Origin of the sequence: Spongiivirga sp. MCCC 1A20706 (assembly GCF_046524175.1) — a bacterium.
Classification (GTDB): Bacteria; Bacteroidota; Bacteroidia; order Flavobacteriales; family Flavobacteriaceae; genus Spongiivirga.
The window spans coordinates 167284-190639 of sequence record NZ_JBEFZF010000005.1 but is presented as its reverse complement, the minus strand read 5'-3'; the positions used below and the strand labels follow the sequence as shown (position 1 = coordinate 190639).

The following is a 23356-nucleotide window of genomic DNA, read 5'->3' as shown; positions in this document are numbered from 1 at the left end:
TAAGCACTTCAAAAAAATTAGGTAATCGTCCCTAGTCTCCTACTCCTTTTGATTAAATTTGCACGATTTTTAGATAGAACATCATGTTGCAAGTCCCTTTTATTAGAGAAAACAAGGAAGCGGTAATCGAAGCGCTGAAAAAAAGAAATATTGATGCCGTAGCTGATATTAATAACGTATTATCATTGGACGTGAAAAGAAGATCGGCGCAAGCTGCTTTAGATTTTTTACGATCAGAGATGAATGTGTCTTCTAAAAAAATTGGTGAATTGTTTAAATCGGGTCAGGCTGCTGAAGCAAATGAGATGAAAAAAGAAGTTTCGGCTCAAAAAGCGGAGGAGAAAACCTTGGCAGATGATCTTAACGATCTTAACAATCAATTACAAGAATTACTGTATACATTGCCTAATGTGCCAAACGATTTAGTACCTGCCGGAAATAGTGAAGATGATAATGAAGAGGTTTTTCGTGAGGGTGATGTGCCTGAACTGTTTGAGGGAGCACTACCACATTGGGAATTAGCGAAGAAATACGATATCATCGATTTTGAACTAGGTACAAAAATTACTGGAGCCGGTTTTCCGGTCTATAAGGGAAAAGGAGCACGTCTCCAACGGGCATTAATCAACTATTTTTTAGATAAAAATACCGCCGTTGGTTATACTGAAGTGCAAGTGCCACATTTGGTCAATGAAGCTTCAGGATTTGGCACCGGGCAATTACCAGATAAAGAAGGGCAAATGTATCATGTTGGGATTGATGATTTGTATTTAATACCGACTGCTGAGGTACCGGTGACTAACTTTTTTAGAGGTAGTATGGTAAATGAAAGTGAGTTGCCCATTCTTTGTACTGGCTACACACCTTGTTTTCGTCGTGAAGCAGGATCATACGGTGCCCATGTAAGAGGATTAAATAGATTACATCAATTTGATAAAGTAGAAATTGTTCGTGTAGAACATCCTGAAAACAGTTATGCCGCATTAGACGGTATGGTCGATCATGTAAAAGGGATTTTGAATGAGTTGAAATTACCTTATCGAATTTTAAGGTTATGTGGCGGCGATCTAGGATTCACATCAGCATTGACATACGACTTTGAGGTGTTTTCTACCGCACAAGATCGATGGCTGGAAATAAGCTCGGTATCAAACTTTGAAACTTTTCAGGCAAATCGTTTAAAACTGCGTTTTAAAGATAAAGATGGAAATAAACAATTGGCACATACACTGAATGGTAGCGCATTAGCGTTACCACGAGTGCTAGCAGGAATTCTAGAAAATTGTCAAACTCCAAAAGGCATTAAAATACCAGAAGTGTTGGTGCCGTATTGCGGATTTGAAATGATAGATTGATGTCAAGTCAAGCGCAGTCGAGACCTACTAAGGGTCTTGATTTTGCTTAAGACTGATTTTATAATAAGTATATTAAGTGAGTATAACTCAAGTAGCGCAATCATTCTCAAAGTCTTTGCAACAGCAAAAACTGGGGAGTGCTATTGCCGTTTCTCAATCGACCACCTATGTAAAAGGGCTGGTAGGTTCTTCGTTTTCCTTAGTAGTTTCCAATATATTCAAAGAGGCGGATGCACCTTTTTTACTGATATTCAATGATAAAGAAGAGGCGGCCTACCATTTAAATGACATTGAGCAATTAGTTGGTGAAAAAGACGTACTCTTTTACCCGGGTAGTTATCGTCGCCCGTATCAAATAGAAGAGACAGATAATGCGAATGTACTATTGCGTGCAGAGGTTTTGAACAGGATCAATTCAAGAAGAAAACCGGCTGTTATCATCACATATCCAGATGCTTTATTTGAAAAGGTGGTCACTAAGAAGGAACTGGAGAAAAACACACTTAAAATCAGCATTGGGAATGAGTTGTCGATCGATTTTGTAAATGAAGTGTTGTTCGAGTACAAATTCAACCGGGTTGATTTTGTAACCGAACCCGGAGAGTTCTCTGTTAGAGGCGGTATTGTTGACGTGTTTTCTTTTTCAAATGATGAGCCTTATCGTATTGAGTTTTTTGGCGATGAGGTTGATAGCATCAGGACCTTTGATGTCGAAACCCAGTTAAGCACCGATCAGGTTAAAAAAATTGCAATAATTCCGAATGTTGCAAATAAGTTTCTTCAAGAAAATCGTGAGAGTTTTTTAAGATATGTGTCCAATAATACTGTCGTATTTGTAAAGAATCGTGAGCTATTACTCAGCAGAATTGACAAGAATTTTGAAAAGGCTAAGGAGGCGTTTACTGAACTTTCGGAAGACATAAAACACAGCGAACCAAAAGAATTGTTTTGTGATGGTAGCTTGATTAACGAACAGCTGGAAGATTTCACCTTGGTGGAGTTTGACAAGGCAAATCCGCAAGGAATTGAGTCCAAAGATCAGGTATTGTTCAACACAAAACCACAGCCTTCGTTTAACAAGCAATTTGATTTGTTAATTGAGGACCTGAATAAAAATCACCAAAACGGATTTACAAATTATATTTTCTGTTCAAGTGAGCAGCAAGCGAAACGCTTTCATGATATTTTTGATGATGTAGAACAAGAAGTAAACTATCAAACAATTGTTTTTTCATTGTTTCAAGGATTTGTCGATCAAGATCAAAAGATTGTTTGTTATACTGATCATCAAATCTTCGAGCGTTATCATAAATTCCATTTAAAGAATGGGTATGCAAAAAAGCAAGCAATCACCTTAAAGGAACTTACTAATCTTCAAAAGGGTGATTACGTAACGCATATTGATCATGGGATAGGAAAGTTTGGTGGCTTACAAAAAATCGATGTAGAAGGTAAAAAACAAGAAGCTATAAAATTGATTTATGGCGAACGAGATGTTCTGTATTTAAGCATTCATTCTTTACATAAAATTACTAAGTACAACGGTAAAGATGGCAAGCCTCCTAAGATTTATAAATTGGGTAGCAAAGCCTGGAAAACCCTCAAGCAAAAAACAAAGGCTCGCGTTAAACATATTGCTTTTAACCTAATCAAGTTATACGCTAAAAGAAAACTAGAAAAGGGTTTTCAATACGATCCTGATAGCTATTTACAACATGAACTAGAAGCTTCGTTTATTTATGAAGATACTCCGGATCAAATTACCGCAACTGCTGATATCAAGGCAGATATGGAAAGTGAACGTCCTATGGACAGACTTGTCTGTGGTGATGTAGGCTTCGGAAAAACAGAAGTTGCCATACGCGCAGCGTTCAAAGCGGTAGATAATGGAAAGCAAGTGGCGGTTTTGGTGCCGACGACTATCCTAGCATTTCAACATTTTAAAACGTTTAGCAGTAGGTTAAAGGAGATGCCTGTTCGAGTGGATTATTTAAATCGATTTAGAACGGCCAAAGAGCGAAGACTGGTTTTAGAGGATTTAAAATCTGGAAAAATCGATATTGTAATTGGTACACATCAGTTGGTTAATAAAGCAATTCAGTTTAAAGATTTAGGACTGCTTGTTGTCGATGAAGAACAGAAGTTTGGAGTTGCGGTTAAAGACAAATTGAAGACTCTTAAAGAGAATGTTGATGTATTGACTTTAACAGCAACACCAATTCCTAGAACCTTGCAATTTAGTTTGATGGCGGCACGTGACCTTTCGGTAATTACAACACCACCGCCTAATCGCTATCCTATAGAAAGTGAGGTTATTCGATTTAGCGAAGAAACGATTCGCGATGCCGTAACCTATGAAATCCAGCGAGGCGGTCAGGTATTTTTCATTCATAACCGAATAGAAAATATTAAGGAAGTAGCAGGGATGATTCAACGCCTTGTTCCTGATGCTAAAGTAGGGGTTGGTCATGGACAAATGGAAGGGAAAAAGCTAGAGCAACTAATGCTATCATTTATGAATGGCGAGTTTGACGTATTGGTGTCAACGACGATCGTAGAAAGCGGATTAGATGTCCCAAATGCCAATACCATATTTATCAATAACGCCAATAATTTCGGATTGTCTGACTTGCATCAAATGCGAGGTCGGGTAGGGCGAAGTAATAAAAAGGCCTTTTGTTATTTTATTACTCCACCATATAGTGCTATGACCGATGATGCACGGAAACGTATTTCAGCTTTACAAATGCACACTGAGTTAGGTTCTGGTTTTAATATTGCGATGAAAGATCTTGAGATTCGCGGTGCTGGTGATATTCTCGGTGGTGAACAAAGTGGGTTTATTAACGAGATTGGTTTTGAAACCTATCAAAAAATCTTGAATGAGGCGATAGAAGAATTAAAAGAAAATGAGTTTGCCGAGTTGTATAAAGATGATAGCAAGCCAAAAGTATTCCTGAAAGATACCACCATCGATTCTGATTTTGAGTTGTTATTTCCTGATGATTACATTAATAATATAAGCGAACGATTAAAACTGTATAATGAATTGAGCGCCATTAAAGAAAATGAGGGATTAGCAATATTTGAAAAAGAGCTAGTTGATCGTTTTGGCGAATTACCACAGCCGGCGGTCGATTTATTGAACAGCGTACGTATTAAATGGATTGCAACTGGGGCAGGACTTGAAAAAATAGTAATGAAACAAGGTAAGTTAATCGGATACTTTATAAGTGATCAACAATCGGCTTTTTATCAAAGCCCCATTTTTACTAAAATTTTACAAACTGTACAGCAAAATTCAAGTTTGTGTACAATGAAAGAGAAGCAAACCAGAAACGGACTTCGTTTATTGTTGACTTTTGAGAATGTGACCTCTATTGAAAAGGCGCTAAAAGCCATTTCTGTATTCGATTTTAAGGCGAAGTTGGCCGAAGTTGAATAGGGCGATCTTTGAGTTCAAGAACGAAACTAAATAAGGTTTGTACATTATATTCAATATCATATATTAGCTTTAAAGGTAAGCAGCATGAGCGAAGCATCTAACAATACTTTTTTTTCTAAAATTTGGCAACGAAAAGTACCTCAATACTTAGGGACTTATTTTGCAATTGGCTTTGGACTTTTACAATTTTTTGAATTTGTTATCAAGCGATATAATTTGAGTAATCAATTGTTGGACAAGTATTTACTTGTTTGGCTTGCTTTGGTTCCTGCTATTACGATCATTATTTATTTTGGAGGTGAACTTAAGTTTAAATCAACCAGTCTGAAGTGGCCTAAAATATTGGTTATTTTAAATATTGTTGTTGTGATTTGCTTAGGGCTATTTGTAAATGGTAATAAGAAAAACCAAGATATTGCTATTCAATTAACGGACGAAAATGGTAATAAGATTGAAGCCAAGGTTCCTATATTGAATCGAATAAAAACCATTGCCAATTTTCAATTTAAAAATGAGACTGGAGATGCAGAAAACGACTGGTATGGTCTAGCATTTTCCAATCTACTCCAACTAAATTTAGATCAACGCCCTGAGTTTTATGCATATTCTGCATATACTCTTAATACATATCATGATGCGCTAGCGATTCCATCACTAGTAACGCCGGCTATTGGTATGCAACGGGAAATTGCGAGAAAATCTAGAAACGACTACTTCACCAATATCAACTATACTATTGTTGATGATCAATTTAATTTTAAAGGAAACCTGTACACTACTGCAGATGGAAAAAAGGTAAAGGAACTAAAAGCAACCAATACTAACCTTTACGATGCGATCGATACATTAAAAGATCAGATATTCGAATATTTTCCTGAATTAGAGGATAATAATCAAACACATTTACCATCATCTGGCTTACTTTCCAGTAATAAAGAAGCCCTAAAAAACCATACGTTATCTCAAATTAGATTTATAAATGATCCAACTGCTTTGCAAGCTTCTTTAGAACTGGAGAAAAAGGCAATTGCTTTGGATCCTTCATGTGGTACCTGTCATTATTATGCTGGCAGTAGTTTATACGGAATGGGTAAAACCGATGAGGCACTGGCATATCTTAAAAAGGCGATACAGTATAACAAAGCATTGCCTGCAAGAATGCAGTTTAGTGCGAAACAATCATTATACCGCGCTACTAATAATATGGATGCATTCTGGAAACTACAAGAAATGCGTAGAAAGCAATTTCCTTATGAATTTGCCCCATATAACAATCTGATTTCTTACTATAAGTCTAATTTTGGTATAGATAGTACCAAAAGCTTAATCAATGAAGCCATCAACAATGGGAATGTAGAACGCGGTTTATTAGCGCTCCATTCGTTACAGCTGGAAAATGAAGAATATGATGAGGCGCTGAAAACCTTAAAAAAATGTACTGCGCAATTTCCGGATCGCGATGAAGATCGATTAAAATATGCAACAGTTTATGAGCGACAAGGACGCATAGGAGAAGCCAAAAAACTGTTACTTGAAGAAGAGGCATTAGATCCTTTAAACCCGACTATTCAGGTTCGGATAGCGGCTTTGGACTTTAAAAATGTTGATTTTAAAGCGGCAGACACGCGAATTGACAATGGCATGCGTCAGGCCACTACGTTAATCGATACCTTATCGTATGTTTGGTTTAAAAGCTACATCTTTGAGTCAACTGGTCAAATAAAAGCGACGTTTAATTTGATAAAAGATTACGAAGGTTATGCGCTTAAACGTACACCCCGAAATAGGCTAATCGCTACTACCTTTTTGCGTAAAGCCAACCTAGCACTTGCTACTGGGTCATATAATACACTAGAAAAATTATTTGAAGAATTGAATGCGTATAATGCAAATTCAGAAAGTTATTATCGATGTGTGGTCAATTCATTTGCAATTATAAGAGACTTGAAGACAACAATTAGCCCTGACGACTTAATGATAACTTGCGAGGGTGAATATAAAAATTATGGGGCTGGTGCTAAAGACTATCTAGACTTGCTAAAAGCATATCAAAATAAGGATTTTAATACCTGTGTTAGCCTGTTAGAAAGTGACGATGGAAAGCTCCAAAAATTAATTAGCGACGATTATTTTGAATCTAACATCTACGCAAAAGCTGGAGATATTCAAAAGGCGATTGATATTATGACCCTAGCGGTTGAACGAAAAACCGATCAACCACTTTATTATTATCAATTAGCAAATCTATTAGCACCTACCAAACCGAAAAAGGCAGCGGAGTATTTGGCTGTAGCCCTAAAGTTCTGGGAACAAGCGGATCTAGATTACATTCCGTACCAACAAGCAAAAGCACTATCTGAAAAAATGAATAACTACCAGGAAAATCAGAAGATTTAAAACTGGGAGCTTACTATAACTATTTAGGCTAAGGCTTACTTTGTTGTTCACCTAGCCAAATCACATAATCTATTACTTGTTGTAAGACATTATTATCACCGTCATTCGTATTATTCATAGCAATACTGCAGTTATATTTGGGAATATGCATAAAGAAGGTACCCCAAAACCCGGAGTGTAAATAGACTTCTAATCCTGATTTTTTTCCGGTTACACTACCAAAACCCAATCGCTGAGAAGGTACTTCGTTACCGTTATACTCTTTTTTTAACAACATGATCGGTAGTGTATCCTCTTGTTCGTAAATACCTCCATTAAAAAGTGCTTGTAAAAAGACAGTTAGGTCTTTGGTATTCGAAACGAGCCCCCCACCACCATATAAGTCGATTGAATTATCCCAATTAGAAGCATCAATTGTCTCCATATAGCGTTTTACATTGGGCAATAGGCTGACGGGACGTTCTTCTAAACTTTCTAAATAGGTGGAAGACATGCCGAGCTCATTAAATTTAAGCAGTGAACGCAGCCCCTCTGCCAATCCGGTATCTAATGATCGTTCAATAATCTCCCCTAATAGCACATAACCGGTATCGCTATAATGAAAGATTTCGCCGGGAGCCCCCTGTGGTTTTCCATGGTCCATAGCAAATTGAATTTGCTCAGTGCGGGTCCATCGCTTCGCAGGATCTTTAGAAGCTTCCTCAATATAATCAGGTCCACCTTCAGCATAATCATACAGTCCGCTCATGTGCATCAAACAATGTCGTATGGTTATATTATCTGGATTATAGCCTCCTTTCCTTAGGATATCGATATGTTCTTGCGAAATGTGCTTACTAATCACATCTTCAATAGAAAGCAGGCTTTTTTCATGAAGACGCAAAATTCCGGTGGCTACAAACACCTTAGTTAAACTTGCAATGCGAAAAGGTTGTTCTACTTGAAGAGCTTGCTTTTTTTCTGTACTATCATATCCGGTGGCATTACTAAAATTGATATCCAGTTCCGGAGAAATTACGGTGAGTGAAATTCCTGTTATCCCATTTTCAATGGTAGTACCATCTTCAAGAATTTGTTGTAATTGTATGGAAGGATCAGCATTGTACTGGACGTTTTTTGATGACGAACAACTTAGTTGTAATACACTTAGGGTAATAAAAAGAAATAAATATCGCATTCGTTTGATTATTGATTATGACAAAAATGCCGTTTTCAATAATGACCTCATTGTAAAAATTCGTCAAATGTAGCTAGGTCGTACTTCAATAAAAGCTGGAGTGGATAATAATTGGGAAGGCGTGTGGTTGGTATACCGTTTGATCTCTTTAATAAAATGACTTTGATCATAGTACCCATATTTTGTCACATAATGCTGCCAATCTTGATTTCGTGTAATATACAATTCGCGTAAGGCTTTTTTAAATCGCTGTAGTGACTGAAAGCGTTTAGGGGTAAGACCGGTATCTTTCTTGAAATACCGTTCTAAGGTTGAATAGGAATAATTGGTTGCTTCCATAATCGATTTTATGTCGCAACTGGTGCTTACTTCTTGCGCCATTTCGACCACAAAACCCTCTCGCTCTTTTTTATATCGCGCTCCGAACCATTGATCAAGCTCATTAACCATTTTTTCAGCGTCAAGTCGGGCTAAATGCGTTTTTAATAATTCCATTTCTATACCAAAAACTTCATCAGCATAAGCGACAGAATCGCTCATGATGGCCTGGGTATTTACATCTAAAAAAGGTTTTAATGACGATAACCCTCGGGATTTGAACTTGATGATGATGCAACTTTTAAGGTTGGATAAATCCATAAAAACATCTTTATGAATAAAACTAAAAAGCTGACTTCGATTGGATGTGATGGTTTTACCCATATAAGTCATCGTATAGGAACCATCTAAGACAATAATCATATCAGGCGTAATACCCGGATAGGCGTACATTTTGGTGGTACCCATCGATAATAGACTTGAATTTTCAAGTATCCAATAATGATCAATATGTTTTTTTACCTCGGCGAGTGTTGGCTCGAAAATCATAGGGTGAAGCTAGGGATAAAATAGGGATTAAAAAAGACAATAGAATGAAGACGAAACATTAAAAAGTGAAATTCACAACCCTTTAGTCCCCTTAAGGGGACGGCTACCATATGAGTTTCCTCCCTTGAGGGAGGATTAAGGAGGGTGTGTATTGTATTAAGCTTTCATAAAAAAACCACAACAGTACAATACTGTACGAAGTTTGCAACTTAGCACTAGCCAGTTTGCAACTGGTTGCACTAAATACTATTTCATACTCATAGTTGCTACTAGTCACCACGATAGCTATCGGGACTTGTGGTTGCAGGGGCTAGTTTATCGATTTTAATTCCTGATAAAACATCAATTCCATTTTCAACTTTAACACTAACATCAACAACTTTAGAATCATATAGCCCTGGTTCTAATTCAACAATGGCATAATAGTTAACTTTTGTTTTTTCCATTCCGTAAACTCCACTTTTTTTATCTGAAATGTTGATATCTTTTCCGGAGCAAGCAGCATCCATAATAATGGTCCTCGATCTTTCAATTTTAATTTTATGGTCAAGCTTTTTAACTTCATTTATTTCTAATATGTTTTCTGTTTTTAACTTCTGATTGAAAAAAAAACCATCGAGAATTAATAAGCTATTTAAGTTTTTGAAAATTTCAATTTTAGTACTCATGCTAAAAAAGATATAGTAGTCACTATTTCGATTTTTATAATGAGTTAAATCGGTTTCATCAAAATTTATTATTTCGATCAAATCATTGTAATCGCTATCTTGATTTTCATCCTCGGAATATCCTTTCCAATTTGAAACATGATTTTCCGAAAATAAAGCAAAAATTCTTCCAATATTTTCGCCGATGTATAAATAATTTTTCATTTCATAAATTTAGTGATTATGATTAAGTGCATTATTAACCTGACCCCCTTGGAGTACTGAGCATCTAGGGCAATGTGGAAATAGTTTAAATGGCCCTTCTGGTTTTAGTTTAATGGATGGTTGATGATCAGGGATGTATTTTCCATTTGGAGTTTTAGTACCACATGTATGGCACCCATGTTTCTGACCAATCCTATTAATTTCTGCTCTAAGAGCATCACTGAAGTTTCGCGAAACTGTACCATCAACCGACTCTACTGCAAACCTTCCTTCCCTCATTGTATTTAGCGAAGATTTCCTTTTTCCCTTAATCCACCATTTACTTCCCCCTTTTGCCAATGTAGAAACACCCCTAGAAAAACCTTTCGCTACCAAAGATCCTCCTCCAGCTGTAGCTAATGTTAAACCGGCGTCTAATTGGTCACCAGCTGCTTGATAACCTATAATGTCTCCCGCTCCATAATAGTCACCATTACCAAAAGCTTTGATACCATTATATACGGAACTTATTCTATCAACATGAGGTTCTACGATCATTTTGTAAGGCATATACCCTGGAATAAGATTCTTGGCTCCATCTTTTAAACCATCAGTCCATGCCCCCCAAGGGTCGTTGACGATTTTATTATATTGATTAACAACGGAGCGTTTGATATCACCATAAAACCTCGAGTATCCATTTTTGGCTCCTTCCCAGTACTGCGAAAACCAAGATGGTGATTCTGCGTTCAAATCTCCATTCCCCCTCGATTCTCGGGAGGAGCTGGCAGCGCTTGAGCTGGTATTTGTTGCTGTTGTATTACCAGGATTTGGCGCAATTTGCTCTGGTTTAGGTGTACTAAGAAGGTAGGTTTTTACAAATGACCCTATTGCATATGCTGCGGCACCAACAAATATTGCACTCACAAGAGAAACCAGAAGAGGTACTTCTGCCCCTCCTAAGAAAAATTCACCACTAGGATCAACATACATCAAAGGGTTGTTATATGCATAACCATATCTGTTATAGTTTTGCGGGTTGTAGGGGTCTTGGATATAATTGTCGGGTGATAAAAAGCGGCCTAATTGGGGGTCGTACATACGGCCATTCATATGTATTAAGCTCACTTCAAAAAAGTGTTCATGCCCCGTGTAACCTCTACCTAATAAAGCAGTATGGTCAAAACTAGTGCCACCACTACTATTTATAAATTTATCAACTGTACCCCAGGCACCAAATTGGCGCTCTTCTTTTAGGGTACCATTAGAGTCGGTAATGGCCATAATGCTGCCCAAATAATCCCGGTGCAGGTAATGAAATTCGTCAATTGCCCCCACTCCTGTTGTTTTAATATGGGCCATTGGTGCCGTATAGCCATCACCACCAATATAAGTAATGATTTTTACACTGCCATTATCCGTATCTTCCACAATTTCTGCCGGGATAATGGCAGAATAATGCTTGTGGTAACGACGTTGTAATTTATCTTCATCTTCACCACCGTAATAGGCATGTGCGCGATTCATTAAGGGGCCATATTCAAAACTTACCCGACCATGTCCTTGCTGGTGTATGTCTACCGGTTTTTTAAAGCTATTGTAGGTAATTTGTTGGGTAGGGTGCTGCTCAAAATAAGTTTCGCCGGCAACATCCGGTTCGATATTGGCTAGTTGATATTGTTTAGCGCCAGCCACATAATTGTAAGTGCCTATGTCAGTATTATTAGTAATACGACCTCGGTTATCGTAGGTCATCGTTTTTGTAGCACTGCCACTTATGGTAGTTAACCGATCTAGGTGGTCATACTGAAAATTTTCTTGCCAATTAAGCCCAACATTTTCACGACTAAGAAGTGTGCCCCGTTGTTGGTCAAAACTATAGGTTGTGTGTAAGGCAACCGTTGGGTTGTTATTGTCATTTTCTTTATCTTCAATTTTAGTTAGATAGCCATAGGCATCATACTCCATCGCACTAGTATAGCCATTACCAAGAGTTATCGATAATGCCTGCCCTCGCGCATTTAACTGGTCTAGCTGCCATAGTTTTACAGGGTTAATATCATCCCAAAGGGCTTTTAGCAGTCCGGAGGTATCATATTCATTGCGGGTACGTATGGTTTTAAAATCACCCGTACCTAAATTTTTAGCGGTTGTAGTTTCTTTATCAACACGACCAAAACCATCATAAGTAATGGTTTTTTCAAACTCGGCTAAACCGGTAGTTTCTTTTACATAATCTGGGCGCTGGTATTGGTCATATTCATAGGCGTAGGTGTATGCATGATTATTAATATGATCTTGCCCATTCATTGCCGTTGGCAATTTTGTCACATTGTCGTATACATAATCTAAGGTTAAATTAGTTTGGTCACCATTGATGGTTTTATTGGTTACTTTACCTACGGGGTCATATGTATAACTGGTAGTGCCTTTTGGTCCTACTTCAGTTAGTAACTCTCCATAATTATTATAGGTATAGCTATAGGTGCCTGCTGAAGGATCGTTTAAACTTTTCTTACGACCCCAACCATCGATGGTAACGCTTACCTGGTGTGTTTCGTAATTAGCAATTTTCATCGCTCCGGTAGGATAGTAGGTATAGTTTACTGTACCTCCAGGATCAGATACTTGAACACGATTACCCAATGCATCTGCAGTGGTTACGGTTGTTTTTACCCCATCATTTACGGTTACCGTAAGGCCGGAATAGGTCATACTAATCGAACGACCGGTATGTAACTGTTGTGATACCATACGGCCGTATTGATCATAGCCAGTGGTTGTCCATTGACTTGCAGAGCCGGTATACGGTTGACTTTGAGCAATGGTCCTACCAGCAACATCATATTTTGTTTCGGTTTCCACCCATTCATTATTAAGGCTCAACACTCCCGATTTCGCTGGCCAACCCATAGGGTGAATAAGTGAGTATTCTTTACCCCCATCAGGATGATCGGTACGCAGCTCTAACCAGCCTTGTTGTTGCTGATTGTATTCATGAGTTGTGACATTTCCTAAATAATCTGTTTCTGTAAGAAGTCTGTTCCATTTGTCATAGGTAAAACTATGGGTTAAGTTATAGGGGTCCGTTGTACTTTGTAAATCACCGGTTGCAGCATTATATACAAAGTGGGTTTCTAGACCTTCGACATCGGTTGCTTTTATGATAAATCGACCCCCTGTATCATAGGTAAAGCTTTCTGTTCTAGGGTCAACACCATCTGCATTAATGGTTTTGCTAGTAATGTTACCAAAGATGTCGTGAACAAAAGTTTCTGTAATCCAAGAGGTGCCGTTACCCTTTCGCTTGGTTTCCGTAACTAGGTTATTCGCATAGGTATACTGGGTTTCTGTACTAAACGAATTGCCATTTAGTGTGGCGCTTTCTGTCATTCTGGTCGCACGCCCGATATGATACTCCTTATTGGTTGCACTCTCATTATTTTTATAGGTATAGGTCGTTTTTCTGCTCCCGCCGGGAAAAGTAGTGGTTGTGGTGGTAGGATTATTATACGAGTCATATACATACGATTCTGATGTGACCACACCGGTTAAAACATCTTCACGACTCATGCTTTTTAAAAGTACATCGAAAACACCCGCATAGCCTGATTCTCCTGGTTGTTGATCTGGCGGAATGATGAGCGCACTAAATGCGCCATTGCTTCCGGTGGCATGAAACCCTCGGCTTAAGGTAATACTCTCTTCAGCTTCATAGTTTCTAGGACCACTGATTGCCGAATTTAAGTTAATAGTCGCTTGGTAATCAGGGGCAGATGGTGAACCGGGATTGGCAATGAGTTTGGTGTCATACACATAGTCGGTTTTACTGATGTAAGTACCCGGAATGGATTGTGGTGACGTCGCCACCCACTGTTGCATGACCGCCCCGCGATAAGATGGTTCATGTTTTGACATGCTCCATAAGGTGCCTACACCATCACCATACCAATTAGTTTGTTTGAGAACTTCAAAACCGATAAAACCCAAACCTTCTGTATTAGAAACTGCACCTTCATACTTAAAATCTTTATATCGTGTAATCCTATCGGTTGACGATTGCGTTTTTTCTGTAACCCTATTAACCACCCTAAAAGATGGTGCAATGTTTACATTCACAAAAGGGTAGTTCTGGCTATAACTTTCTATATAAAATGGATGCGGATCATTGTTGTTATTACTGTCAGCATATTTATTAATTTGGTTATATTCAATAGTGGTTTCTATTCCATTATTAACGATTCGCTCTAAAGAGATATGTTTACGATGATCTTCAGTAAAGCCAAAGGAGGTAACCCATTTATTGCTTATAGAAGCAAACTCTAGGTTTGCATTTTGCTTATTTGAGGTCAAAAATATTGGTATTGGGAAATGTTTTGTATTACCCGTAATTTCTCTGCTTCCGCCTGCCACAAAAACAGGGTTCGAATCTACTATAGTTACGCCCTTATTTTTATAAAGCACTATTTTTTGTATACCGTTAGAATTGCCGTTATAGGTAGTTGTGTTATAACTTATAATATCTGTCTTTCCGTCAGCGTTAATATCAACGGGTATTAGGCTATATCCGTATAAAGTTCCACTTCCATTGTAATCTGTATTTTTATATTCAAATGGCTGTAGTTTATCAAACTTTACAAAACCGGTGCCTGAGGAAAAGAATAATGAGAAGTTTTTGTTATTGTTACCATGAGGCACCATAAAATCAGCCTTGCCATCGCCATTATAATCGCCCGGCATGATAGGGAAGTCTCTGTCAATTTTTGAATCAATGGTTCTCCACAATAAACGTATGCTAGAATTGTTTTGGTTTAATGAATAAACGTTTACAAATCCGTCTTTAAATTGTAGAATGTCAGATTTTCCATCACCATTGGCATCTAATACTACTATTCTGTCAGAATAGCTAATACCAGTTGACAAATTTCCAATTGAAGAAGCATAATTACTGCTTAATCTGCGGTCTAACTTGATTAGATTTACTGCTGAGTTTGATTTGTTAATTGTACTACATTCACAACAGTAGTTGCCGGAACTATTTTGAGTTGTTTGCGTTTTGTTTTCACCTCTGGCTGCTGGGTTTCCACCACCATTGCCACCGCAAGTTTCGCCAGGGGCTAAATCCTCTTCTACGCAATTTTGGTATGAATAAGGATATGTTATTGCAATTACATCTGAAAGGCCGTCACCATCAAAATCTCCGGAAATATATTTTTGATCGGTAGGATTTTCATATGCAGGAAGATCACAATCGCTTTGAGTAGTGTATGTGGGAATATCCCATGTTTTACTATACCATTCACCTATGTTTGATCCTGAAGAAGGGGCACCCTGAGAAAATACCTTGAATCTAACCTGTGTATTGCCATTTTTTTGAACGACGGCAACCCCTTGAGAAGCTAGCATTTTACCTTGATGATTTAAAGCGTTTACTGGTAATATGTCAATGAATGATCCTGTATTGACTTCGGTAGCTGGGTTGGTTCCTGCAAGATTGTTATCGCTTTCAAAATACCAAAATTTCTTTTTGTTATCGGGTCCGAATGTGGGGTAAACGATAAAGTCCATTTTACCATCACCAGAAATATCGGTGGTTACGACGTTGGCATTGCGTTGTTCCAAATTTTCTACCGATAGTTGGTTATATTCTTTTACCACTTCGGTGATTTCACTTTCTTGTAACCCGTAACCAAAGGAAATTGAATTGCGTTGTTGTGTATTATCTCCTGATCGCTCTGTAAGGTAAGTTAGCTTATCATAGGATAAATTAGTAGTTCCATATGACAATGTATAATTTCGATATCCGATTTGATTGCTTAGAACATTTATGGCTGTTAATCGTCTATCACCAATAAATTTTACCCCATTAATATATGCTTGTGTAGGTTGCAATCGTGTTGCATAATTAAAGTTTATTTGGTTGATGCCACCTGAAGAGTTTCTACTTCCGTAGCTGATTGAATTGATTCTTATTTTATTATTAGAAGATTCATACACATAATTTATCTTGATTCCTTGCGGGTTTTCAAAATAGGAGATAGCATAATCCATATGGCTTCTTGAATCATCATTATACCCATACATTGCGATAGATCCACTTGGGTAGATTACCTTGAAATACTTAGGACCTGTTACACCTGAAATGGTGTTTGTGCCGTATGAAATAATTTTTATGTTAGAATAGTTTTCTGTTTGATACACAGCACCATTTCCTCCATAAGAACCTGTTTTCAAAATAAGTCGTTGACCATCAAGTGAAAATCGGTCCATCAAATCAAAATCAACAGGGTCAATTTCGTTATCATGAAATTTAGTTGAGGGTATTCTTGTGATTACTGATAAACCTGCAATGTCCCAACCCCATCCCGCCAGACCATTACCAGCTTGGGAGTTATAGTTGAGCGAAATATTAGGCTCAACCCCTTGAATTCCGACAGGAATATCGATAGGAATATTGTAAGTCAATGCGCCAGAGGGAGTCACAGATACCATTCCCTCTGTTCCCCCATTTACGGTTCCGCCTCCTCTTGAGGACAAATTAACCGTTTGTTTTTTACTTGCTTTTGAGGTGTCTTCTAGTTTATATGTGTTATTAGATATTACTTTACCTTCAATTTGCTTTGAAACTGAGGATTTTTGAGAAAGTGCTACAACATGAAATAGCACCGTAATCGTAAGAAGAATTATTTTTTTCATAGGTGTTATTTCTTTAAAACTTGAAATGATTGTCTTGATCCGTCAGTATATATGGCAACCACGATATACATCCCTAGGGGGTATTTACTAAAATCAAGGTCTATTGATTGGTTTCTATTTGACACATTCCTGATTTTTAGCTGCCTGCCATTGGGTGCGAATATTACTAGCTGATTGACAGCATTTTTAGATAAATCCCATTCTACCTTTAAAATATCCGTTACCGGGTTTGGATATGCGATAATTTCATAGTCTTTTTTCTGGCCAAGTTCTTCTTCAAGCTCTGTAACTGCTTCAGTAGGAATATCCACATCTAGAGAATCCGTTTTTACAGGAGCTTTGGAGGTTGAATTACAGTTAATACAAACACGATCACGCAGTATTTGATTGCCTGCTGCATCATAACTAAATGCTATTTTATATTGTGATTGCCCAGCTGCAGTAAAAGCAGTCAGCAATGCGATTATTAAGGTTAGTTGTTTCATGTTCGTTTAGTTTTTAGGTAGCAGTATTTTTTCAAGCTTAGCAAGTCGAGCTTCTAGCTCTTGGTTTTTGTCCTTTAATTGTTTGTTTTCAGTTTGTTGTGCCTTTAATTGTTTTTCTTGGGCTATTGTATACAACATCAACTCTTCAATTTTCTGTAACAATTTCGCATCCATTTCCCCAAGGAAAATCCCATTCTCAGCTACTTCTTTAGCACTTGGAATGTCCTTTAAATGGCCTTTTTCCTGAATGTGACTTTCAACCTCAGATAGGGTAGGGAGGTGGTAATCTTTTTCAAACACGAAGTCTGCCCATCCGGTTTCTACCTTTATCTCTTTGGCACGAATTTTACCATTAACTGCGAGTTTGTAGGTGCCGGGATTAGTGGTGCCGATACCAAGGTTACCATTAGCCAGCATGGTCATCATCTTGGTTGTATAATTGGTCCATAAGAAAAGTGGTCTGTTCTGAATAGGGCCGTTTGTTCTTCTAGCATCAAAGTTGACCAAAGCATTGCCACCATTGTCATTCGACTCCAAAGTAGTCCCCATGAACTGAACAGAATAGCGATTATCAGAGATTCTATGGCCTGCAACTCTTGGAATAAACTGACCTGTTGAACCGGTTGAATTGGTTATTGAAAAGTAGTCCTGAGGCGCATCTTGAACTCGAAGTCTTAATAAAGCTTCCGGACCAAAGGATTGGTTTATGACATCTAATACATGGGTTGGACTTGTGGTGCCGATACCTACAACTCCGTTAGAGTTAATGACCATATCACTATCATGATTATTTACCCTAAATTTCATTCTATCGGAAGCGTGTTCGTATTGTATTCCACCTACAAAATCGTCATCCTGATCTGAAAAGCCATAATAACCAACATCATTATTTCTAGTAAGAATGTTTATCATTCCTCTGTAATCATCCTCGACGGTCAAATCTGCGAATGGATGTGTGTTTCCGTACGATGATCCGTTATAGATGTGTAATTTGGCTTGTGGGGAAGATGTACCCAAACCAATATTACCGTTGTCAATAATTGACATATATCTTCTATAATAGCTTCCATCATGCCAAAAAATAGAAAAATTATTACCATTTTCAGATGATCTAGGGCCACTTAAGTGCCAGACACCTTGGTTATTTTTAACATTCAGGGATGCAGATGAATTATCCGATTTTTCGGCGGTATAGACAGACGGGTTTTGGGCTGTTAAAACTCCCGACATCAATAATGAAAGACTAATTACTAAATACCTCATTTTTTATTCTTCTTTAATTTTTTTACTTGATTTTTAAGCTGTTCTATTTCTTTCTGCTGCTGAATCGTGTACAACATCAGCTCCTCAATCTTCTGCAATAATTTCGCATCCATTTCCCCAAGGAAAATCCCATTTTCAGCTACTTCTTTAGCACTAGGGATATCTTGTAAATGCCCTTTTTCTTGAATGTGGTTTTCAACGTCCGTTAGGGTAGGGAGCTTGTAGTCTTTTTCGAATACGAAGTCTGACCAGCCTGATAAATCAACCTTTACTTCTTTAGAATGAATTTTGCCGTTTACTGCTAGTTTATATGCTCCTGGAGTTTTAGTACCAATACCCACATTCCCATTTTGAGTATTAATAGTAAATGTATTCCAAGTTTCATTGTTGGTATATCGGGTTCCTATACCGAAGATGTTACCTCCGAAATTTTCTTCGGAAAATCCCATATTAATTCCTAATGCACCACCATCTTGTCTTAACTGAATTAAGGGATTGTCAGATTCATTATCATTATCGGTATCCGCTTCCAGTCTAAAAATGGCGTCACCTGAAGTGCCAGTTGAGACATGAAGATTAGTCAATGGACTTGTCGTACCAATTCCCACTTTGCCTGTGTTTTTTATAGTCATGGCATTTGTTAATTCTGCAGTGGGGTTTGAAGCGACTCCAAATTTCCAACCATAGCCATCTTTATACAACAAAGCTGAGCCGTTATATTCGCTAGAATTTCCTCTTCGTTGCACTTCAAACGAAGCAGTACCGTCAGTTCCCCTATGCGTCATTAACCACGTTGATATATGCTTGTTACTGGTTGTTGCTCCTTTTGCTGAGAGCATTAATGTGGCGCCTTGATAATTACCGGTTCCTGATCCTTCAATATGAATACTTGGGGTAGTGCCTTTTGTAGTAATGCTTCCGTTTGTTTTAAAAAAGACTTTATGTGAACCATTGAATGCAAATCCGATTCCATTAGTTTTATCTATATTAATTCCGTATCCCGTATTATCCAATGTACCAATAGTTGGGTCCGTTGGACTGAAGGTATTAGGAATCCTTATCTCATTACTTAATCTAAAAACAGGCGCAATAACTTCTCTGGTGGTAGATACTTCGTTGCTATTTGGTGTTGTCCATTGAGCCAAAGTAATTTGTATGGAACAACATGTTAATAAGAGGTATAAAAGAGTTTTCATCATTAATTAATTTTTACGTTTAAGAACTTGTTCTAGCTTTTTTTCTAATTCAAGTACTTTTTTATTTGTTGTTTGTAGTTCTTTTATTTTCTTTTCTTGTTCAAGAGTGTACAGGGTCAGCTCTTCCACCTTCTCCAACAACTTCAAATTCATTTCCTTTAGGTTAATCCCATCTTCTTCCATTTGTTTGGCAGATGGAATATTCGGTAAGTGCCCTTCTTTAGTGATATAGTTTTGTACTTCTTCAAGGGACTTTAAATTGTAGTCTTTATAAAAAACATAGTCGGGTGCTACAGCCCCTGCTAAGTCTACTTTAACCTCTTGAGTATGTATTTTGCCTTTTACAGTGAGTTTAGAGTCGGGGGTAGTTGTGCCTATGCCTACGTTGCCTGCGTTAAAATAGGTGGCATGCGTTTTACTTGAGGTAATTTGAACCCGCTCTTCATGGTTGTTTTCACCGAGAGCTTGATTTAAACTAATTGTTGAAATTAATTCACCTGAGTTAGAGCCACCTGGTTTTAATTCAATTTTGTTATGAGCGTATGTGCCAACCGGTGTACCCATAATTAGTGAATGTCGTCTCCAGTAAAAATGAGTTTTACCCCAACCAGTGTTATACGACTCATTACTATATAAATAAAAATCTCCGTTAACCTGTAGCTTTGAAATAGGGTTCGTAGTCCCTATACCTACATTACCTCCATTAAGAAAGGAAGCCCCCGATGTGTGAATTCTTACCTTATTCTCATGACTGGTTTCAGAATTAGCTATATACATATTCAGCTGAGAATGTAACATTCCATTTGATGAACCACCTGGTTTCAACATTACAACATTATGATTATAACTTCCTGGGATTGTTCCCATGGTCATATTATGTCTTGCCCAATAAATACCATCATCATCAGGACCCGAATTCAAGTATATCTTTCCTTTTACCTCTAATTTTTGAGCAGGGTTTGTGGTGCCAATACCTACATTGCCATTACTATTTAAAATAATCATTCTATTGGTTCCATTTGTCTGCAGATACAAATTGGAAGCACTATATGAACTTAGGCCACCTCCAATTACCCAAAAAGGTTTGTTTACAATAAATCTTGGACGGTCTGTATACAGATGTGCATATGAAGTATTAAAAGGGCCAACATCTATATAGCCATAGTTCGTTGTAAATCTATGTTTATCTGATCCGTTATAAACAGCTTGCGAATATGCGGAATACGTAAAACATACGCATAGCAGTGCCAGGGTAATCTGTTTCAAAGTTTAGTTTGTTTAGTTAATACAAAAACTGGTTGTAAGGCTTATCGAGTCAAAAAAACCAATTGACTTCGTATGTTTTCATATTGTTAGAGGACTTCTAATGTAGTAAAAAACTTTATAATATTATGTTAATTGAATAGCAATTATGTTCTGTACTTGTTAACAACTATAGTTTACACAATAAAAACAGTTAGCTCATAAAGTTTATAAGAATATTTTTTGATGTCGAAGACTTTGCTATTTTAAAGGAATCACTCTTCTTTTTCCCTTTTCAAACTCCTCTTTTAAGTTGAAGCGTGTGATCTTGTTATTATCTAGTTTGTAGATTAAGCCAAATTCCATATCAGTAATGTTGATAAAGCTTGTGTATAGGGTACCTCCGGACTTACCGTTCGAATCTTGTTGGGGTAATTGTACCGCTCCGCCCACTACATTTCCAAATGAACGCATATCCGCTGTGGTATCTTGAGATTTAAGTTTTTGAATACGCTGTTCAATCGATTTGTAGCGATAGCATGGGTAGTTTCCTTTTTCAGGATCAGACAATAAAAAGTTGGTAGCGATTAGATATCCATCCTTTATGTGTATGAGTTTTCTTTCTCCATTGATCCATTCAACTACAACGGCATTACCAGTTGCGTCACCCAACACCATATGCGCATTACCCAGAGCGATTTTTTCTTTTTGTAACAGCGCTAGGGCGTCATTAACTGTTTTGCAATGCGCCAGAATATGATCGCCTAAATTGCCTTTTATTTTCTTGTATTTCTTTGAGTCGTTTAATTTGGGTGTAACAGCACCATCGAAAAATAGTCCAGCAGAATTGACACCGCCTTGGGCAAAATCATCCCATCCATACCATAGCCTTGCTAGTTTGTTTTTAGATTGTGGTTCAATCTGAATGTAGGCATCAGTATCTAACCAGTAATCTTCGTTATTTGCTACATATATTTTTCCCGAAATCTTATCTATATAATACACGATAGAACATGCACTTACCGTAGTACTGGGTAAAAAAAATACACTGAACATGATAAAGATCAGATGACGTTTCATTTATGAAGAATATTTTTGACCTTATAAATATACATAGTATGTTGGTTAACATAGTGTAACAATCTGTTAATGCCAACGTCTATATGGTAGATTATTTTACCCCATGATCACATTGTATACTGATACTTCCGAGTTATTACAAGATGTTACTTCTAAAAAGTTGTATAGTCATCTTATTGATCAACTTAACAAAGATTTCAATTATGCTGCTGTTGATGTATCTTTTCCAAAAACGATTAAACCAGATCAGTTAATAGCCGAGTTACAAGAAATTGTATATCAGTTAATTCAGGAAAAATTCGCTGATTATTTAAACTTGTTATATATTGTTGATGTACCTGAACAAGCAGTTAAGAATCTTGATACTACGGATACTATCGAAATCTCAAAGCAGGTTATTTTCTTAATCTTAAAAAGGGAGTGGCAAAAGGTATGGTTTAAATCGGTTTATAGTTCATCTCAATAAAAAACGCGACCTACCCTAAAGTAAATCGCGTTTGATGTAACTACATCCATATTAGATCTGGCTTAATCCACCATCTACTTCTAGTTCAACTCCGTTAATATAGGAAGCATCATCTGATGCTAAGAACAATGCGGCGTTAGCAACTTCTTCTGAGGTGCCAAATCTACCTAAGGGAACCATTTGTGCAAAGTTGCTACCCATTTCGTTCAGCGTTTCTTCAGGGATTCCCATTTTGCCATAAATAGGAGTTTCAATCGGACCTGGCGCAATTGAGTTAACGCGAATTTTTCTTGGTTTTAACTCAGAAGTTAGCACCCTTTGGTATGCTCTTAGTGCTCCTTTGGTGGCGGAGTAAATACCCAAACCATCAAATCCTTTTTGAGTAACAACCGAGTTGGTAAATAGAATGCTACCACCATCATTTAAATGAGGTAATGCTTCTTTTACTGCAAAAACAGGACCTTTAACATTGATATTGAAAAGTTCGTTGTAGTGCTCTTCACTAACATCGGTTGTAGGTGTTGGAGGGGCAATTCCTGCGTTTAAAAATAGGATGTCAATTTTTCCATAGGCATCAACAGTTTCCTTAATAAGGTTTTTGTTGTCTTCTATACTGGCAACATCTGCTCTAACGGTGATAAAATCACCATCTAGTTCTTTTGAAACTTCGTCTAGTGCTTCTTGACGTCTACCGGCTAAAACAACTTTTGCACCTTCTTTTAAATAAGACTTTGCAGTTGCTAAGCCAATTCCGCTATTTGCTCCTGTGATTACTGCTACGCGATTTTCTAGTTTTTTCATAATATGATTTAATTTGAAATGATCGTTTCAAAATT

The 23356-nt window shown here is 37.5% G+C and carries 14 protein-coding genes; 4 read left to right on the top strand and 10 right to left on the bottom strand.

Going from position 1 to position 23356, the window contains the following annotated elements; translation table 11 throughout:
* Window positions 1–83: 83 nt before the first annotated feature.
* The 3 genes from serS (at window position 84) to ABN763_RS13445 (ending at window position 7197) form a co-directional block, all read left to right on the top strand.
* Window positions 84–1355: a serine--tRNA ligase gene (gene serS, locus ABN763_RS13455; protein WP_410486002.1), complete on the top strand. Its 1272-nt coding sequence runs from the start codon at window positions 84–86 to the stop codon at window positions 1353–1355.
* Between the two features lie 76 nt (window positions 1356–1431).
* Window positions 1432–4800: a transcription-repair coupling factor gene (mfd, locus tag ABN763_RS13450; protein WP_410486001.1), complete on the top strand. Its 3369-nt coding sequence runs from the start codon at window positions 1432–1434 to the stop codon at window positions 4798–4800.
* Between the two features lie 84 nt (window positions 4801–4884).
* Window positions 4885–7197: a tetratricopeptide repeat protein gene (locus tag ABN763_RS13445; protein ID WP_410486000.1), complete on the top strand. Its 2313-nt coding sequence runs from the start codon at window positions 4885–4887 to the stop codon at window positions 7195–7197.
* A 28-nt stretch (window positions 7198–7225) separates the two neighbouring features.
* Here ABN763_RS13445 and ABN763_RS13440 read toward each other — a convergent pair whose 3' ends face one another.
* The 9 genes from ABN763_RS13440 to ABN763_RS13400 form a co-directional block, all read right to left on the bottom strand.
* On the bottom strand, window positions 7226–8374 hold the full coding sequence (locus ABN763_RS13440) for a serine hydrolase domain-containing protein (protein ID WP_410485999.1): 1149 nt from the start codon (window positions 8372–8374) through the stop codon (window positions 7226–7228).
* A gap of 63 nt (window positions 8375–8437) precedes the next feature.
* Complete coding sequence (locus tag ABN763_RS13435) at window positions 8438–9241, bottom strand: helix-turn-helix domain-containing protein (RefSeq protein WP_410485998.1); 804 nt, start codon at window positions 9239–9241, stop codon at window positions 8438–8440.
* Window positions 9242–9510: 269 nt separating this feature from the next.
* Window positions 9511–10113: a hypothetical protein gene (locus tag ABN763_RS13430; protein ID WP_410485997.1), complete on the bottom strand. Its 603-nt coding sequence runs from the start codon at window positions 10111–10113 to the stop codon at window positions 9511–9513.
* A gap of 9 nt (window positions 10114–10122) precedes the next feature.
* A complete protein-coding gene (locus ABN763_RS13425; RefSeq protein ID WP_410485996.1) occupies window positions 10123–16788 on the bottom strand; it encodes an RHS repeat-associated core domain-containing protein in 6666 nt (2221 codons plus the stop codon).
* A 5-nt stretch (window positions 16789–16793) separates the two neighbouring features.
* Complete coding sequence (locus tag ABN763_RS13420) at window positions 16794–17273, bottom strand: T9SS type A sorting domain-containing protein (RefSeq protein ID WP_410485995.1); 480 nt, start codon at window positions 17271–17273, stop codon at window positions 16794–16796.
* Between the two features lie 6 nt (window positions 17274–17279).
* A complete protein-coding gene (locus ABN763_RS13415; RefSeq protein ID WP_410485994.1) occupies window positions 17280–18536 on the bottom strand; it encodes an FtsB family cell division protein in 1257 nt (418 codons plus the stop codon).
* Window positions 18533–19735, bottom strand: a complete 1203-nt coding sequence (locus ABN763_RS13410; RefSeq protein ID WP_410485993.1) for a hypothetical protein — start codon at window positions 19733–19735, stop codon at window positions 18533–18535. Before ABN763_RS13410 ends, ABN763_RS13415 begins: the two co-directional genes overlap by 4 nt.
* Window positions 19736–19738: 3 nt before the next feature.
* Window positions 19739–20998: a hypothetical protein gene (locus tag ABN763_RS13405; RefSeq protein WP_410485992.1), complete on the bottom strand. Its 1260-nt coding sequence runs from the start codon at window positions 20996–20998 to the stop codon at window positions 19739–19741.
* A 237-nt stretch (window positions 20999–21235) separates the two neighbouring features.
* Window positions 21236–22054 (bottom strand): carcinine hydrolase/isopenicillin-N N-acyltransferase family protein, encoded by an 819-nt coding sequence (locus tag ABN763_RS13400; protein WP_410485991.1) that lies wholly within the window; start codon window positions 22052–22054, stop codon window positions 21236–21238.
* Window positions 22055–22157: 103 nt separating this feature from the next.
* Between ABN763_RS13400 and ABN763_RS13395 the strand changes: the two genes are divergently transcribed.
* Window positions 22158–22520, top strand: a complete 363-nt coding sequence (locus ABN763_RS13395; protein WP_410485990.1) for a hypothetical protein — start codon at window positions 22158–22160, stop codon at window positions 22518–22520.
* 51 nt (window positions 22521–22571) lie between these two features.
* Here the strand turns inward: ABN763_RS13395 and ABN763_RS13390 are convergent, their stop codons facing one another.
* Window positions 22572–23321, bottom strand: a complete 750-nt coding sequence (locus tag ABN763_RS13390; RefSeq protein WP_410485989.1) for an SDR family NAD(P)-dependent oxidoreductase — start codon at window positions 23319–23321, stop codon at window positions 22572–22574.
* Between the last annotated feature and the right edge of the window lie 35 nt (window positions 23322–23356).